Here is a 15563-nt window from a genome sequence, read left to right as displayed (position 1 = left end):
GCGAAGTAGTACGGAGGAGGAAAAGCGACCGCCTCTCAGACGAACGAGAACCCGAAGAGCGCCCACGCCGCCAGCGCGAAGCAGGGGAGACCGAACCCGACGAACGCGCCGAGACTCCACTTCTTGACGGTGTTCCCGTCGAGCGGGCCGAACGGAATCATGTTGAACCCCGCCAGCAGGGAGTTGATGCGGACGCCCAGCGCCGCGACGCTCCCGAGCGCCCCGCCGAGAAGGAGTTCGAGCGGGAAGAACGCAATCCCGAGCGCGACGTTCGTCAGCGGCCCGGCCAGCGCGATGAGACCGTTCTCCCGGAGCGTGGCCCGGCCACGGTGATACACCGCGTCTGGCGCGGCGAACAGGAACCCGGCGAGCGCCCCGGCGACAGCCAGAAACAGCATGCCGTAGTCCGCGCGGAACTCCGCGACCTGCCCGAACCGGATCGCGGTGACCTTGTGGGCATCTCGTGGAGCAGGAAGCCGAGTCCCGCCGTCACGAGACTCGCCGGGAGCAGACCGAGCAGGACGGTCGGCCGGTAGATGACCGTCCGGCCGCCGCCCGCGAAGAACAGCGCGAACGCCACGCTCAGGGCGGCCCACGCCACCGCGATGTCGAGCAGTTCGCGAGTTCCGAACCGGATGGTTCCGACCTTCATGTGAGCGTCCGGACGATGAGGTCCGCGCTGTTCTGCGCGCCCTGTATCATCAAGTCGGGTATCTGGTCGACGCCGACCTGCGACCCCAGCAGCGGCAGGACGACGAACGGGAACGCGAAACTCGCTATCATGCTGCCGACGTTGGTCATCGCCACGATGGCGATGAGTCGGAACAGCGGGACGTCTATCATCTGCCGGAGGAGGTCCCGAATCGGGGTCTCTTGGTCGCTCAGAATCTCGTTGAGTTCGGCGATGTCGCCGACGTTGACCGAGGTGTACCGGAGTTCGACGTACCCGGCGAACCACCCCGGCGCGAGCAGGGGGTTGACGCTGGTGAGCCACGCCACCGCTCCGCCGACGCCCGCCGAGGTCCAGCGCGCGCCCGCCAACTTCGCCAGTCCGAACGCGAAGATACCGTTGAACAGGAACCACGCCCCGAACACCTTCAGCAGGAGGGTGTTCTGGACGCCAGCCATGAACAGCAGGAAGAAGAACGTCAGAAATCCGGCCGCCATCAGGTAGCCGAAAATCTTGAACGGGGAGAACCGCCGCCCCGACTCGGTCCCGACGAGGTCCTCCATCGGCGGCAGGCGCTCGGGGTGGTCGAGGTACTCTTCGATGCCCGCGCGGTGGCCCGCGCCGACGACCGCGACGACGTCGTGGCCCGCCCGTCGGAGCGCCACGAGTCGGTGGGCGATGAAGGCGTCGCGTTCGTCGATGAGGGCTTCTGCCCCGCCGGGAGAGAACTGGCGGAACTCCTCCATCATCGCGGTCACCACGTCGCCGTCGGTCAGTTCCCCGACGTCGAAGTCCTCCTCTTCCTCTCCGGCACCACCGACGCCGACCATCGCCAGACAGAGTTCCCAGACCATCCGGAGTTTCTCGAGGACCGACATCCGCGCCCAGAAGCGCTGGATGGTCATCTGGATGTCGCGGTCCACCAGCGCCACCTCGCTACCGATAGCCTCGGCGGCGTCGATGGCCGCCTCCATGTCCGCGCCGGGTTCGATGTCGAACCGGTCGCCCATCTGGGCCTGCACGTACGACAGCATCCAGTAGGCGATGAACTGGAAGACGGTGTTGCCTTCGAGCAGGTCCGAGGGTTCGAGGTCCTGAGCCACTTCGCCTTTCATCTGGCGGTAGCGCCCCTCGTCGAGTTCGACGGCGACCACGTCGGGGCGTCGCTCGTCGATGGTCTCGCGGACCTCCTCGACGCTGTCCGCGGAGACGTGGGCGGTCCCGACGACGTGGACGCTGCCGCCTCCGTCGTCGCCGGCGTCTAACTCGGCTGAATCGCTCATCGTTCGCCTTACACGCTATCCCTTTTTACCGTTGTCGGTGCCGAGAGAATTACCAACGGTCCGAGGGTTCCGCCGGGCCAGACCGAAGGGGTTCCGTGACCGTGCAGTTAACGAACGAACAACCGACGAGAGTCCCGTCGGCGACCGGAATCTGTCAGTCTCTGCCCAGTACCCCTAAGGACAGTCCGGTGGTGCAACCGACCGGAGAGACGACTATGGCACGGAACACTCGGAGCCGTTGGGGAGGCCGTCGAGGACACAGACAGTATCAACGCGAAGAGATGGACGACCGGGAGCAAGGAACGCAGAATAGCTCGGGTGGTCGGGACCGGTCGCGGGGGGCCAGACCGGAGGGAACGAGCCAACACCACGAGTCCCACCAGCACCAGAACGTCGGGCACGGACACGCCCAGCACCAGCAGTCCGGCCACGAAGACGCCCAGCACCAACAAACCGCGCACGGACCCACCCAGCACCAGCAGTCCGGTCAGGGTCTAGAGAGTCACCAGACGAGTCAACACCGTCCGGTGCAACGCGGTCCGCAGCAGACCGACCAAGGACAAGCCGAAGCGAGGCGGGCCGAGGCGGGCCAGACCGACACGCGCCAGATGCGCGAGGGCGAACACATGAACCGCCAGTACGGCGGCGGTGACGACACGCAGCGCAGGCAGGGCCGACAGGGCGGTGAACAGCACCACCATCACCATCACCACCACCATCATCACCACGGTCGAGAGAGCACCGAGAACTAGCAGGGCCGACAGCGATAGCGCGGCCACCTACTCCGAGTAGTGGAGTGCAGGTGGCCGAGACAGGGAAGGGGGAGAGCGAGAAGAGGAGTATCGAGTCCGGGACTACCACCGCAGGAAACTACGCTACGCCCCGTTCGGAATCTCCGCTTCGCCGCTGAGCGCTTCCTCGCGGAGTCGCTCGCCCTTCTCGCTGTTCACCGTCAGTTCCGGGACCGGCGACGGGTCGTGGTCGTCGTCGATGGCGACGTAGACGAAGAACGATTCGGTCGTCAGTTCGGTCTCGCCGGTCTGGGGGTTCTCGCGGAAGGCCTTGAGACGAACCCGAACGCTCGTCTCGCCCGCCCCGTACGCGTACGCCTGTATCAGCGCCGTCTCGCCGACCGGAATCGGCTGAACGAAGTTCATCTGGTCCATGCGGGCCGTGACGCAGGTCTGGCCCGCGAATCGCATCGCCGAGAGCGCCCCGTCCACGTCCATCCACTTCATGACGTTTCCGCCGTGGGCCATGCCGAGGTTGTTGGTGTGGTTGGGCTGAATCAGGTGGCGGTTTTCGATGTAGGTGTCCATCAAGTCGGTCATGGTAGCGGGTTACGCCAGCGGAACAATGAACGTACTGAACTCCCCCGAGCGAACGGCGGTGGTCGAATCGCTACCGGAGCCCGCCAACGATGCCGGGAGCAGGCGAGTGCGGTATCCGAAAAATTGAACGGCGACTGCTGTGCGCACGCCGTAGTCGATTCCGTCTCGTCGTCGTTACATCTCGGCCGTCGTCTCGTTCGCCATCGTCTCACCGCCGCCGTCCGTCGTCACGATGAGATCGAACGGAACGTTCGCCGGTTCGTCGTCGGGCGTGAGGTACCCCGACGCTATCGCCGAGTACGCGGTTCCGCTCTCCAGCGAGACGTTGTACGTACCCACGACTTCGCCGTCGTTGTTCTCGGTCGCGGGTCGGACTTCGAGCGTGTAGTCGCCCGCGGGCACTTCCACGTAGTCGGTCGCGTTACCGAACGTCACGTTGTCGTAGAGGACCGCGCCGGACCCCGCGACGGTCACGTCCACGGTGGGTGCGTCGGGTGAGGCGTGAATTAGCCGGACCGAGGCGTTCTCCTGTGTTTCCTCCGCGTCGTCGACGAATATCGCCGGTCGGAAGGTCTCCTCGCTGACCTCGCCGATGGCCGCGACGGTGTACATCGTCCCGGCCTCGACGCTGACGTTCCCCTCGAAGACGACCGTCTCGTTCTCGTCGGTCCGTATCGTCACCGTGTGTTCGCCCGCCGGGACCTGCAAGTAGTCGCTGATTGTACCGTACTCGACGCCATCGAGCGCCACGTTCCCGTCGACCAACACGTCGACGGCAGGCGCGTCCGGCGAGAGGTGCGCCACTCGGACCTGCGCTGCCCCCGAGTCGGTCGCTCCCGAGTCAGTCGCTCCCACTGTTACCATGCCGACCCCCGCGAATCCAGTCAACACCAGCACGGCGACGCTTATCGTCGCCAGTCGTCGTGTCGTGTTTCTCTCCGTTTCAAGCATACTGCGACCGGCCCTCAGGACGAAGTCTCCTTAAATCTCCACGACCATTTATCGAGTAATGGGCCGTAGCGGTCGAGAAACGTGGATTACGCCCGGATTAGTCGTTCAACCCGGACCCTCACGCACTCCGGCGGAAATCACCCCGTAACGCGAGTTGTTGGTCTCCTCGGTAGACGAACGTTTATCCGCGTTCCGCACTATCTGGCGACCATGGGACTCGACGCTGCCGTTCCGGACCCGCCCGAACTGTCCGAAGGGACCGACATGCAGGAGTACGACGACGTGGAGGTACAGGGCGACACCGACTACCGTCGGGAAGAACTGGAGGCGTTCCTCCGGGACGGCGCGTGGGACGAGGCGTTCGGCGAGTGGTCCGAACACACCGACCTCGACGAGTCGGAGTTCGAAATCGCCCGGGAACTCGGCCTGTTCCGCGAGTTCGACTTCTTCTGGGACGACTTCGCCGACAGGGTCGGCTACCACGCGCCGGGCATCCCCGAGGACTGGAAGGAGCGAGACTACCACCCCGACCTCGACTCGTGGAACGCGGTTTCGGGCATCAACGCCGCGATGACCGAACTCGGCCAAATCGTCTGCGACGTGCTGGAGTCCGACTACATCGACTGGGAGGCCGACTACGAAGCACCAGAGGACCTCCCCGATTTCGAGACGTGAGGTCTCCAGACGCCGCCGTCGCGAGAGCGGCGTTCAGCGGTTCTCCGGGACGGCGAGACTGACCGCCCGAGCGCGGTCGGGGTCGGTCGAGACGACGCACTCCCACCGACTCTCGGTCATCGCCCGCAGGTCCGCCACCGCGACCGTCTCCGCCGGGAGGTGTCGGAAGAGTTCGACCGCGAACGGGAGCGTCGGAACTCGACCCTCGGACGCTTCGAAGGCGTACTCCTCGACCGTAATTCTCCACGAGCGCCCGGTATCACCCTCCGAATCGGAATCCGCGGCGGTATCGCCGTTCGGGACGACCGCGTAGTCGCCGACCAGCGAGAGACCGTCGAGACGTGCCAGCGTCGCGCGCATCGGGTCGTCCAACCGCGACGGCGTCCCGAGTCGATTCGCGGCGGTTCGGAGGACTCGTGCCTGTCGCCCGGGGTCGAGTCTGGCGTCGATTTCGGTCGCCGCGGTCGAGAGCAGAACCAGACACAACTCGTCGGGGTCGGTCACGGACTCGGCCGAGTGGAGATACGCCTCCAAGACGGCGCGCTCGACGCTGTTCTCGCCGAGTTCCGAGAGCGCCTCGAACACCGCGGCGGCCACGTCGTGACAGAAGTCCGAAGCGGTCGCAGCGTCCAACGAATCCTCGGCCGACGGGACCGGGTCCACCGAGTCGCGGTCGCCGGGGTCCTCCGAGACCACGAGGTCGTAGTGGGGTAGCCGTGGGTCGTACCGCCGGAGTTCCGCGCGGTACTCGGCGGCGAGTTCGGCGGCCGCGACGGCGGTCTCCCGGTCGGGGAATCGCTTGCCCGCGACCGGCACCGGCCGTTCGCCCGTCCGGGCGCAGTTCACGTAGTACCGACCGCCGTCGTCGTGGTGTTCTGCGATGCGCTCTCGCAGGTCGCTCAGAGTTGCGCCGACCATTTTAGGCTAGCCTAAAAATCCGGTTCGTAAGTAAATTCCGGTTCAGTGTCCCCGTATCTTTCGCGTCCGCGGATAGCCGTCCGGCACGACAAACCCTGCGTTTCGGAGGGTCTCGCGCGCCGAGGTGAGGGTCCGAACCCACCGGCGTCCGCGGTCGGTCCGGGCGTGGGCGGCGTACCGAATCGGCGACCCCGAGACCGTTCGGTCGTCGAGCGACACGCTCGCGCTGGCGTACTCGTCGGCCAGTCGGGGGTTCGAGAAGTCGATACCGTCGGGAAGCGCGAGGAACGGGAGGTCGTGTTCGACCGCCATGTTCCGGTAGGCGAAGGCGGCGTCGAGTCCGCCCGCTTCGAGCGTCCGGAGCAGTCCGGTCTCGGGGAAGACCTGCGACCGTGCGCGCACGGCCGCGGCGTCGATTCCGTCGGCGAGGTCGAGCGCCATCACCGTCCGATAGCCGAGGGGGTCCCGGTCGGGGTCGGTCCGACCCAGCGCGAGGGCCGGGTCTGCGAGCAGGCCGCGCCAGTCGTCGCGGTCGGTCGTCTCTCCGCCACTCGCAGCGTACTCGGCCGCGGGAGAGTCGGGGTTGACCGCCACGACCAGCGCGTTCGCGGCGAAGACGGTCGCGCGCTCGGCCAGACCGTCGAACAGGCGCGGGTCCGCCAGCGCCACCGCGTCCGGGTCGCGCAGACCGTCTTCGAGGAGTCGGCGGCAGGCGACGCTGCCGTGTGCCTCGACGGTCGCGCCACCGACCCCGGTAGCGACGGTCTGGAGGCTTCCCGCGACGAGAGCGTTCGCAGTGCGGGAGTCGGCGCTCCGCTCTCCGTCGTCAGAACCGACCGAGAGCGAACCGACGCCCGCGGCGCTTCCGACCGCGAGCAGGCCCGCGCCGCGCCGGAGGACGTTGCGACGACTCGACACGAAGGTAACGATAATACGCTACGGAAAAAGGATTTCGTAACCAGTTTCACTTACACGCGGTCCTATCGCGACGATGGGCCACTCTTTCAGTCTCGAACGCGCCCCCGATTCGCGAGAGGTCGCGTCGAGTGACGCCGACTCAGCGAACGCGCTCGAAGTTACTCGACGCCCCCGATGACCGGATATTCACGTACGACGACGGAAGACTCCCTTCCAGCGACCGGACTTCTGTCGGAGAGACGGTCCTCTATCGAGGTCAGTTCTCCGGTGGTACCGTTTTGGGTGACCGCACCGTGATTTTCAGTCCCATACTCCGACGAATTAGGTAGATATTTGTCTCGAAGTTAAAATTAGAACGTACGTCCGTCGTTCGAGACGGGAGATTCCACCATGAGACCCAACGAACCCGCCACGCCGTCCTCCACGTCGCGTCGCGCCTTCCTCGGAACCGCCGGGAGCGTCGCAGTGGGTGTCGGCCTCGCCGGATGCTCCGGTAGCGCACCGACGGCCGACGACTCCGACCGAGACCGGACCTTCCAGATGGTCGGAGAACCCATCCAGACGCTCGACCCCGCTGCCACCAACGACTCCGCGACCACCACGGTCATCACGCAGTTGTTCGACGGCCTAGTCCACTATCCGAAAGGGAACATCGGCCCCGAACTGCTGTTGGCCGACGACCACAGTGTCTCCGACGACGGCACCGTCCACACCTTCGAACTCGACCCGGAGGCGACGTTCGCCGACGGGCGACCGGTTCGGGCCGACGACGTGGTCTACTCGTTCGAACGCGCCGTCGCCTCGGAACACTCCGCCTCGGCGAGCAAACTGCTCGACGTCCTCGGCGTCGAACACCGGACTGAGACAGTCGAAACCGAGGACGGCAGCGCCGAGCGCTACGAACCCGGCACGCTCGGCGTCGAGGCGATAGCCGACCGGACCGTCGAGATTCGACTCTCCGAACCGTTTCACGCCGCTATGGGCGTGCTGGCCTATCCGTCGCTCTCGGTCGTCCCGGAAGGCATCGTGGGCGACGTCGAGGGCTACGACGGCGAGATGTCCTACTCGGAGTTCGCCACCGAGAACCCCGTCGGTGCGGGTCCCTTCGAGTTCGAGACGTGGACGAAGGACGTCGAGTACGCGGTCTCCGCGCGCGACGACTACCGCGGCGACGGGCCGTACGTCGATGGGATTCGTTGGGAGGTCACCAGCACGCCCTCGGCCGAGTACACGTACGCCATCAACAAGAACGCCGACGCCTTCTGGATACCGAGCGGGAAGTTCGACCCCAACCTCGTGTCGATAGAGACTACCGACGAGAAGGGCCGGAAGGTCGGCACCTACGGACCGCTGCCGGAGAACGGCGAGACGGTCCAATACCACCAGATTCCCCAGACGTGGACCTTCTATCTCGGGTTCAACGCCGAGCGCGTCGCCAAGCCAGTGCGGCGAGCGGTCGCCTACGTCCTGAACCAGCAGATGCAGGTCGAGAAGGTCCACGAGGGTCGCGGCGAGCGGGCCGCCCACCTCACGCCGCCGAACGTCTACCCCGGCGGGAACTCGGCGTATCAGTCGGACGCCGAGGAGTACCCGTACGGACTCGACGAATCGCGATTCGAGGCGGCCCGCGACGCGCTCGCGGACGCGGGCCACGGACCTGACGACCCCGCGGAGGTCACGCTCACGGTCTACGACGCGGCGGCGTGGTTCGAGACCGGGAAACTCCTGCGCGACAAACTCGCCCGCGTGGGCGTCGACCTCTCCGTCGAGCGCGCCCCGTTCCCCACCATCGCCGAGCGCGGTCGGAACGGCAAACTGGAGGCCTTCTCCTACGGGTGGGTGATGGAGTACCCGGCCCCGGACAGTTTCCTTGAGATACTTTACCCGCCGTCGTCGGACGAGCAGTTCTTCAACTGGGGCGGCACGCCCGCCGCCGACCGCGCGAAGCAGGCTTGGGAGCGCGTGCTGTCCCACTCGTCGGCGAGCGAGGCAGACCGGCAGGCGCGGGTCGAGGCCTACCGTCAGATGGAGACGGCCAACTGGGAGGACGTAGTCGCCCTCCCCGTGTATCACCCCGTCGGAGAGGGGTTCTACTACGACTGGGTGGACGTGCCGAAGACCGGGGCCGCCGGATTCTCGATGCACAAGTACGACGACGTCCGCGTCGGGTCTCGCGACTGACCGGCGACTCCCGGAAAACCTTGTGAGAGGGGACTGGCTTAAGTGCCCGTGCGTCTTCCTCCCACGCAATGACCGAACTCGACCCGCCGAGCGAACGAGAGTGCCAGCGGTGCGGACGACGCGACGTGTGGGACGACAGCGAACGTAACTGGCGAATCGAGAGCGAAGCGTACACCGGAGACCCGTTCTGTATCCACGAGTGGGACATCAACGGCGCGTATCGACCGATTCGGGAGTAGGCGCGAACCGACACGGGGTCGGTCGCGCGAATACCCGGTTGGTTCGCGAGAGTCCGTGACATCGCCGCCAGCCGATTTATACGTTCGTCCGTGTTCACGATTCGAGACGATGAGTCCTATCGAGGGTGGTTTCGATGGACCGACCGGGACTGTCGATGGACGAACGGGGGGCGTCGATAAGCGGGCGACGCGACTACCGATTTTCGGAGGGGGTCGGGATCGCTCGACACCCTCGAAACGCCGTCTCGTAGAACCGGCGGCAGGGCCGAACTGAGACGATGGTAGCGCTGTACCGCTGGTTGTTCGCCGCCGGGGTGTTGATTCTGCTGTTGGGACTGCTACAGAAGTGGTTCGAGCAGAAGTGGTATCTCACGGAACCGCTGACGGCCGTCGCGTTGGGCGTGGCTCTCGGACCGGCGGGAGTCCAACTGCTCGGCCTCCCTTCGGCGGCCGATTCACCCCGCGTCCTGACGCAGGTCACGCGGGTGACGCTCGCCGTCGCCGACATGGGTGTCGCACTGCGACTCCCGCGGGGGTATCCCGTCGAACACTGGCGGTCGCTCGCGGTCATCCTCGGTGCGGGGATGGTGCTGATGGCGCTGGTCAGCGGTCTGCTCGTGTGGGGCCTGTTGGGCGTCTCGTTCTGGGTCGCGATGCTCGTCGGGGCCACCGTCACCTCCACCGACCCCATCGTCGCCACCACGATAGTCACGGGACCGGTGGCGGAGAAGAACATCCCGGCGCGCGTCCGTCACTTCATTTCGGCCGAGTCCGGGGCCAACGACGGTGCCGTGTACCCGCTCGTCCTCCTCCCGATACTGATGCTCACCCGGCCGACGGGCGAGGCGCTGACGCGCTGGGCCACGTACGTCGTCGGATGGCAAGTCGTCGGGGCCGTCGTCCTCGGGGCGGCGCTCGGGTTCTCGGCCGCGCGACTGTTCCAGTGGGCTGACCTCGCCGATATCGTCGAAGAGCGGGGGTTCGTGGCGTACACCCTCGCGCTCACCTTCGCGGTACTGGGTGCGGCACGACTGCTGAGCATGGACGGCATCTTGGCGTCGTTCGTCGCGGGCATCGCCTACCGGATGGCACCCGGCACGCAACAGCCTTCGAAGGAGAAGAACGTCCAGAAGGCGATGACCAAGTTCTTCGTCCTCCCGACGTTCGTCCTCTTCGGCGTCGCGATTCCGTGGGGCGGGTGGCTGACCCTCGGTTGGCGCGGAATTCTGCTCGCCGTACTGGTTCTCCTCCTCCGTCGGCCACCGGTCGTGGTGGCCCTCGCCAGCGGACTCGCTCCCCTTCGCACGCGGAAGGACGTCGGGTTCACGGCGTGGTTCGGACCGATAGGTATCTCGACGCTGTTCTACGTGATGTTCGCCGTCCAGCGGACCGGCCTGCGCCGGATTTGGCCCGTCGTCTCGCTGCTGGTGTTCGCCTCGTTGTTGGCCCACGGACTCTCGGCAACACCCCTGTCTCGTCAGATGCCGCCGGACACGGCGTCGGAGCGCGGACGGGACCGTCCACAAAGTTCAAATCCGAGAGGGTGACGAAGCGCGGGTATGTTAGCCGTCGCCGGAGGGAAGGGCGGAGCAGGGAAGACGACCACCACGCTCGGACTCGCGGCCGCGCTCGTCCGCCAGCGAAGGAGCGTCCTCGCGGCCGACGCGGACCGGGAGATGCCCGACCTCCACGCGATGGCCGGGGTGGCGCGCGACCCGGGTCTCGACGCCGTGGCCGCGGGGTGGCCGCCGCGAATGGTCGCGGGAATCGCAGACGAACCCGCGCCCGGCGTCGGTGTGATTCCCGCCGAGACCGGTCCGCCGACCGCGGACCGAACTCCCCCCGAGACGGGGACGCCCCTCGGGCGCGTCCGGGGGTGCGCCGACGCCGCCCTCTTCGACTGTCCGGCCGGGGCGGGACCGGACGCCGTCGCGCCGCTCCGGGCCGCCGACGCCGCGGTAGTCGTGACCACCGCCGAACCCGCCTGTCTGCGCGACGCGGCCAAGACCGCCGCGATGGCCCGCGAACTCGATACGCCGGTCGCGGGCGCGGTCGTAACACGCGCCGCCGACCCGCCGGACGGGGTCGGCCGCCTGCTCGACGCTCCGGTCCTCGGCGTCGTGCCGGAGGTTGAAATCGAGGCAGCCGTGACCGACGACGCCTCGGGAGGAAAACCGCTGTCCAGCGAGCGGGTGCGCGCCGCTCACGACGGCATCGTGTCAGCACTCCAGCCCAAATACTTATGAAACAACGTTCCTTAATCGTGCAAATACGTGTCACGGCGTCTTTCGACGGGTATCGAGGTGTTAGATAGGAAACTCGACGGCGGACTGCCGAGGGGGAGCATCGTCTCGCTGTCGGCACCGCCCGCGAGTCAGGCGGAGTTACTGCTTTACGAGTTCACCTCTGCCCGCCAGACCCTCTATCTCTCGACCGACCGCGACGAGACCGCCGTGACCAAAGCGCTGGAGCGCACCCCCGGACACACCGGGTCGCCCGACGTGCGCCACGTCCCGGGGGATGCGCCGCTGGACCACTCCCAGCGCCTCTTCCGTCGTCTCCCTGAGGACTCGAATCTCGTCATCGACCCGGTAGACCTGCTGGAGAAACGCGACGAAGGTCGCTACCGGAATTTCCTCAACGACCTCCAGAACCACCTCCACAACACCGAAGGCGTCGCAATTCTGCACTGCCTCGACGGCCGGTCGGTGCCCGACACCCGCGACGTGACCGAACACGTCGCCGACGTGGTGTTCCAGTTGCACACGGAGTACTCGGGCGACACCGTCGAGACCCGCCTCGCCGTGCCGAAGTTCCGCGGCGGCCGGGCGCTCCCCGAGACCATCAAACTCGAACTCGCGGAGTCGGTGCGCATCGACACGAGTCGCGACATCGCGTGAACGGACGAGAGTTCGGGTTCTCCGTCGCCGAGCGTAGCAGACGGTACTTTGGAATGGCAGTCCGCCAGACACCGCTCTCCGGGTAGACTGAAAGAGGCCTCCTGAGCGCCGTTCGTCTCTCGCTGACGGCTACGCCGGAAATCGGCTACTCTCACCCTTCGCCGACTCGAAGCCGAGAACTTAAGCCAGACGCCTGCGGCCATCGACCTGTCCCCCATGCAGACGATAGACGAGGTCCACATCGCTCCGCTCGGGTTCGAGTACGACCGCATCGTCGGTCCGGTTCGCAGACACAACGTCGACGTACTCTACCTCCTCGAACACGACGACCCCGGAAGCGGGCCCGCGTTCCACGACGACTTGCGGTCGGAGTTGGACGACCTCGAGGTCTCGGTTCGGTCTCGGAGCGTGGACGTGTTCGACATCTACGACGTATTGGGCGTCGTGACCACGCTGACCGCAGACCACGCCGACGACATCGTCCGCGTGAACGTCTCCAGCGGGTCGAAACTCTCGGCGGTCGGCGCCGCCATCGCGTGCATGGCGACCGACGCCACCGCGTACTACGTCCACCCCGAGGAGTACCCCGACCGCGAACGACTCCGGAGTCACGGCTACGAGGACGACGAAGTCCTCCCGTCTACCCCATCGAGTCGCCGACGACGGACCAAGTCGCGGTCATGGACTTCCTCGCGGACGCGAACACCGAGGCCTACACCGTGAAGAAGAAGGACCTCATCGAGTACGCCGAGGAACAGGAACTCGCGTTCATCGCCGACAACGACCCCGCGAACGACAAGGCCAAGTTCGCGCTCCTGAACGCGAACGTCGTCGATCCGCTGCTCGAAGACGGCTACGTCGAAATCGAGGACGTCGGCCGCCGCAAGCAGGTACTCCTCACCGAGACCGGCGCGGACGCCCTCCGCGCGTTTCGCCACAAAGTTCGAGACCTCTAAGCCCGTCTTCTGGCTTCGACGCGTCCCACTCGCCCCGTCGGTTCCGATAGTATGGATTGTATCTATACTATCTCTCGTTAGCGTAGTTTCGATAGTATCCGGACAGAGTTGAATACGACCGGCGGTGTAGACAGAAGTGGAGGTCGCAACCGACCTCCCCCGAACCGACCCGCCCGTCCCCCTCTCGACCAGTCAGGTCGCCCTGCGGTCCCCGCAGGTCTCTCAGGGCCCTCGTTCGCCCTCCTTCGCGCGGCACCGTCGCCGTCTGCGACACCGCCCGCGGTTTGGTCCCCGCTGGCGCGGCCACCCTCGTTCGGCCCGTTCCCCGTAGAATCGTTCGGTCCGGCCCCGAGATTCGCTCGGCCCTCCGACCCGCTGACGGTCGGCCCTCCCTTCGAAAGATTCGATTCTCCTCCGGTCGCGCGTTCGGGACTGTCGAAGAGTTACGACCGGCAGAGCGGTCGAGACGCGACGCTATCGGCGAAAAAGAAACGAAAACGAGTCGGAGTTACTCCTCGGTCGTTTCGGCGTCGCCCTCGAGTTCCTCGACGATCTCTTCCTCGTCCATGTCGGCGTCTTCGAGCGCTTCTTCGAGGTCAACGTCGCCACCGCCCATGCCGCCCATCATGCCGCCCATCGGACCCATGCCGCCGCCCTCGATGGTCTCCTGCACGATGACGCGGTCGAGGTCCAGTTGGTCCATGACGTTCTGAGCGATCTGCTGCTTCTGGAACATCCACTGCTGGTTCATCGCCAACTGCGGCGTGCTCTCGATGTAGAGGGTCTCCTTCTCGACCGTCTCGGTTTCGGTCTCGGGTTCGGCGTCCTCGTCGTCCTCGTCGGGTTCGACGACCGTCTCCTCTTCGACCTCGTCGGTCTGGATCCACATGTCGAGGTCGGCGTCGATGTACATCGAGATGAGACCTTGGGCCTGCTCGACTCGGTCGTCGACCTCGCCGACGATCTCGTAGTCGTACTCGATGTCCTCGCCCGCGAGCGGGTGGTTGAAGTCCACGCGAGCGCGGCCGCCGATGATGGTCTCGACGTGCCCGTGCTGGCCGTCCACGTCGACGTGCGCGCCGGGGTAGCGCTCGTCTTCCGGAATCTTGTTGGCGCTGACGGTCTTGACTTCGTCGGCGTCGTACTCGCCGAACGCCTCCTCGGCGGGGATGGTCGTGCTGCCCGAGTGACCGATTTCCTCGCCGATGATGGCCTCTTCGACGCTCTCGAAGATGTGACCCTCGCCGAGAACGATGACGCGCGGTTCGAACTCGCGCTCCTCTTCGTCGAGACCCTCTTCCTCGGCGACCTCGGGGTCGGTCGTGTCTACGATGTTGCCGTCCTCTACGGTGCGCGCAGTGTAGTCCAGACGGACGAAGTCGCCTCGCTGGAGTCCCTCGGTAGTCTCGTCTTCGACGTCGGTTTGTTCCTCGTCGTCGGCCACGTCGGCCTCTTGTTCTTCACTCATACCCGAAACGTCGCTCGTTCGCCCCTTAAGAATCACGTTTCGCGTTTCTGACCGACTTTCGGGGTAAATCGGGGGAGAACCACCGGCAGGGAGTGGGTCGCGTCGGGGCGTAGCGGCCACGCTCGCCTCGAACGTCGGTCGCCCGGCGGACGGGCTATCGAAACGGTTTAAAGTCGCGCACGGGAAAGAGAGGGTATGAGTCAGTCCAAACAGACGCAGGCGCGACGGTGCGTCTCCTGTGGGATCAACATCTCCGGGACGAACGCCGCGTCGTTCAAGTGCCCCGACTGCGGGCAGCAGATTTACCGCTGCGCTAAGTGCCGCAAGCAGAGCAACCTCTACGAGTGCCCCGACTGCGGGTTTATGGGACCGTAACCATGGGAAAGGTAGCTGCTAAAATCAAGGTCATGCCGCAGAGCCCCGAAATCGACCTCGACGAACTCCAAGAGACGCTCGAGGATTCGCTCCCCGAGGGAGCCAAAATCAACGGCTTCGAGCGCGACGACGTCGCGTTCGGACTCGTCGCCCTCCTGCCGACGGTCATCGTCCCCGACGACACGGGCGGGACCGAGGCCGTCGAGGAGAACTTCTCGAACGTCGAGGGCGTCGAGAGCGTGGAAGTCGAGAACGTCGGCCGAATATAAGCGAACTCCCGTTTTGCGGACTTTGAAGCCGTCTCGTCAGTAATTTCTCCACGGTCGCGATGCCAGTGCGAGGTTGGTCCCTGAACCTCCACAGCCACCTCGTGTTTTCGCGGTCCCCGGACCAGATATTTAAAGGGAGACAGGAACCCCTCTGCGCACGTCGGTGTGTCTTTCCGAGCTATTCGCCGGTTGAATCAGCACCGTTCGGTAGATTCCTCAAAGCGAATCCGTGAGCGCACGGAATTCGGAGATCCGGTCCCGCCGCGACGTTGCGTCCGAACGACTCGCCGACGATAGCCATATTTTAGGGCGGCCTAAAATACAAATACCCGAACGGAGGGAAATACTTTTCAATTTTTAGGTCAGCCTAAAATCTGTGACGCGACGAACCACGTTCCGAAACGGACGGACGACGCACCGACCACCGAC

The 15563-nt window shown here is 65.6% G+C and carries 15 protein-coding genes and 2 pseudogenes; 10 read left to right on the top strand and 7 right to left on the bottom strand.

Going from position 1 to position 15563, the window contains the following annotated elements:
• Positions 1-35 precede the first annotated feature (35 nt).
• Together NGM06_RS14855 and NGM06_RS14850 are read right to left on the bottom strand one after the other, a co-directional pair.
• A pseudogene (locus NGM06_RS14855) lies at positions 36-580 on the bottom strand (zinc metalloprotease).
• A gap of 68 nt (positions 581-648) precedes the next feature.
• A complete protein-coding gene (locus NGM06_RS14850) occupies positions 649-1953 on the bottom strand; it encodes a TraB/GumN family protein (RefSeq protein ID WP_254267708.1) in 1305 nt (434 codons plus the stop codon).
• Positions 1954-2480: 527 nt separating this feature from the next.
• Between NGM06_RS14850 and NGM06_RS14845 the strand changes: the two genes are divergently transcribed.
• Positions 2481-2705 (top strand): hypothetical protein, encoded by a 225-nt coding sequence (locus NGM06_RS14845; protein WP_254267707.1) that lies wholly within the window; start codon positions 2481-2483, stop codon positions 2703-2705.
• 123 nt (positions 2706-2828) lie between these two features.
• Here NGM06_RS14845 and NGM06_RS14840 read toward each other — a convergent pair whose 3' ends face one another.
• Together NGM06_RS14840 and NGM06_RS14835 are read right to left on the bottom strand one after the other, a co-directional pair.
• Complete coding sequence (locus NGM06_RS14840) at positions 2829-3284, bottom strand: acyl-CoA thioesterase (RefSeq protein WP_254267706.1); 456 nt, start codon at positions 3282-3284, stop codon at positions 2829-2831.
• 174 nt (positions 3285-3458) lie between these two features.
• Entirely contained in the window at positions 3459-4235 is a 777-nt protein-coding gene (locus NGM06_RS14835; protein ID WP_254267705.1) for a DUF4397 domain-containing protein, read from the bottom strand.
• A 210-nt stretch (positions 4236-4445) separates the two neighbouring features.
• On the opposite strand from NGM06_RS14835, the gene NGM06_RS14830 reads away from it, so the two are divergent.
• The gene (locus NGM06_RS14830; protein WP_254267704.1) at positions 4446-4910 is read left to right on the top strand and encodes a DUF7992 family protein; all 465 of its coding nucleotides are present in this window, start codon (positions 4446-4448) and stop codon (positions 4908-4910) included.
• Between the two features lie 33 nt (positions 4911-4943).
• On the opposite strand, the gene NGM06_RS14825 is transcribed toward NGM06_RS14830, so the two are convergent.
• Positions 4944-5828 carry a DUF7551 domain-containing protein gene (locus NGM06_RS14825; protein WP_254267703.1) on the bottom strand — a complete coding sequence of 295 codons (885 nt, stop codon included), beginning with the start codon at positions 5826-5828 and terminating at the stop codon, positions 4944-4946.
• A gap of 42 nt (positions 5829-5870) precedes the next feature.
• Positions 5871-6746 carry an extracellular solute-binding protein gene (locus tag NGM06_RS14820; RefSeq protein WP_254267702.1) on the bottom strand — a complete coding sequence of 292 codons (876 nt, stop codon included), beginning with the start codon at positions 6744-6746 and terminating at the stop codon, positions 5871-5873.
• Positions 6747-7136: 390 nt separating this feature from the next.
• Here NGM06_RS14820 and NGM06_RS14815 point away from each other — a divergent pair, with 390 nt between their 5' ends.
• The 6 genes and pseudogenes from NGM06_RS14815 (at position 7137) to NGM06_RS14790 (ending at position 13022) form a co-directional block, all read left to right on the top strand.
• Positions 7137-8927 carry an ABC transporter substrate-binding protein gene (locus NGM06_RS14815; RefSeq protein ID WP_254267701.1) on the top strand — a complete coding sequence of 597 codons (1791 nt, stop codon included), beginning with the start codon at positions 7137-7139 and terminating at the stop codon, positions 8925-8927.
• Between the two features lie 68 nt (positions 8928-8995).
• Entirely contained in the window at positions 8996-9166 is a 171-nt protein-coding gene (locus NGM06_RS14810) for an HEWD family protein (protein ID WP_254267700.1), read from the top strand.
• A gap of 278 nt (positions 9167-9444) precedes the next feature.
• A complete protein-coding gene (locus tag NGM06_RS14805; RefSeq protein ID WP_254267699.1) occupies positions 9445-10713 on the top strand; it encodes a cation:proton antiporter domain-containing protein in 1269 nt (422 codons plus the stop codon).
• Positions 10714-10725: 12 nt separating this feature from the next.
• Complete coding sequence (locus tag NGM06_RS14800) at positions 10726-11412, top strand: MinD/ParA family ATP-binding protein (RefSeq protein ID WP_254267698.1); 687 nt, start codon at positions 10726-10728, stop codon at positions 11410-11412.
• 27 nt (positions 11413-11439) lie between these two features.
• Positions 11440-12066, top strand: a complete 627-nt coding sequence (locus NGM06_RS14795; protein ID WP_163521908.1) for an RAD55 family ATPase — start codon at positions 11440-11442, stop codon at positions 12064-12066.
• Positions 12067-12282: 216 nt separating this feature from the next.
• A pseudogene (locus NGM06_RS14790) lies at positions 12283-13022 on the top strand (HFX_2341 family transcriptional regulator domain-containing protein).
• A gap of 508 nt (positions 13023-13530) precedes the next feature.
• On the opposite strand, the gene NGM06_RS14785 reads toward NGM06_RS14790, so the two are convergent.
• Positions 13531-14490: an FKBP-type peptidyl-prolyl cis-trans isomerase gene (locus NGM06_RS14785; protein ID WP_254267697.1), complete on the bottom strand. Its 960-nt coding sequence runs from the start codon at positions 14488-14490 to the stop codon at positions 13531-13533.
• A 195-nt stretch (positions 14491-14685) separates the two neighbouring features.
• Between NGM06_RS14785 and NGM06_RS14780 the strand changes: the two genes are divergently transcribed.
• Together NGM06_RS14780 and NGM06_RS14775 are read left to right on the top strand one after the other, a co-directional pair.
• A complete protein-coding gene (locus NGM06_RS14780) occupies positions 14686-14865 on the top strand; it encodes an HVO_2753 family zinc finger protein (protein ID WP_163521904.1) in 180 nt (59 codons plus the stop codon).
• 2 nt (positions 14866-14867) lie between these two features.
• Entirely contained in the window at positions 14868-15134 is a 267-nt protein-coding gene (locus NGM06_RS14775) for an elongation factor 1-beta (protein WP_163521903.1), read from the top strand.
• Positions 15135-15563 lie beyond the last annotated feature (429 nt).

It is taken from the genome of Halorussus aquaticus, from assembly GCF_024218795.1.
GTDB classification, from domain to species: Archaea; Halobacteriota; Halobacteria; order Halobacteriales; family Haladaptataceae; genus Halorussus; species Halorussus aquaticus.
Note: the sequence above shows the minus strand (reverse complement) of the source record. Positions and strands in the feature narration are given on the sequence as shown.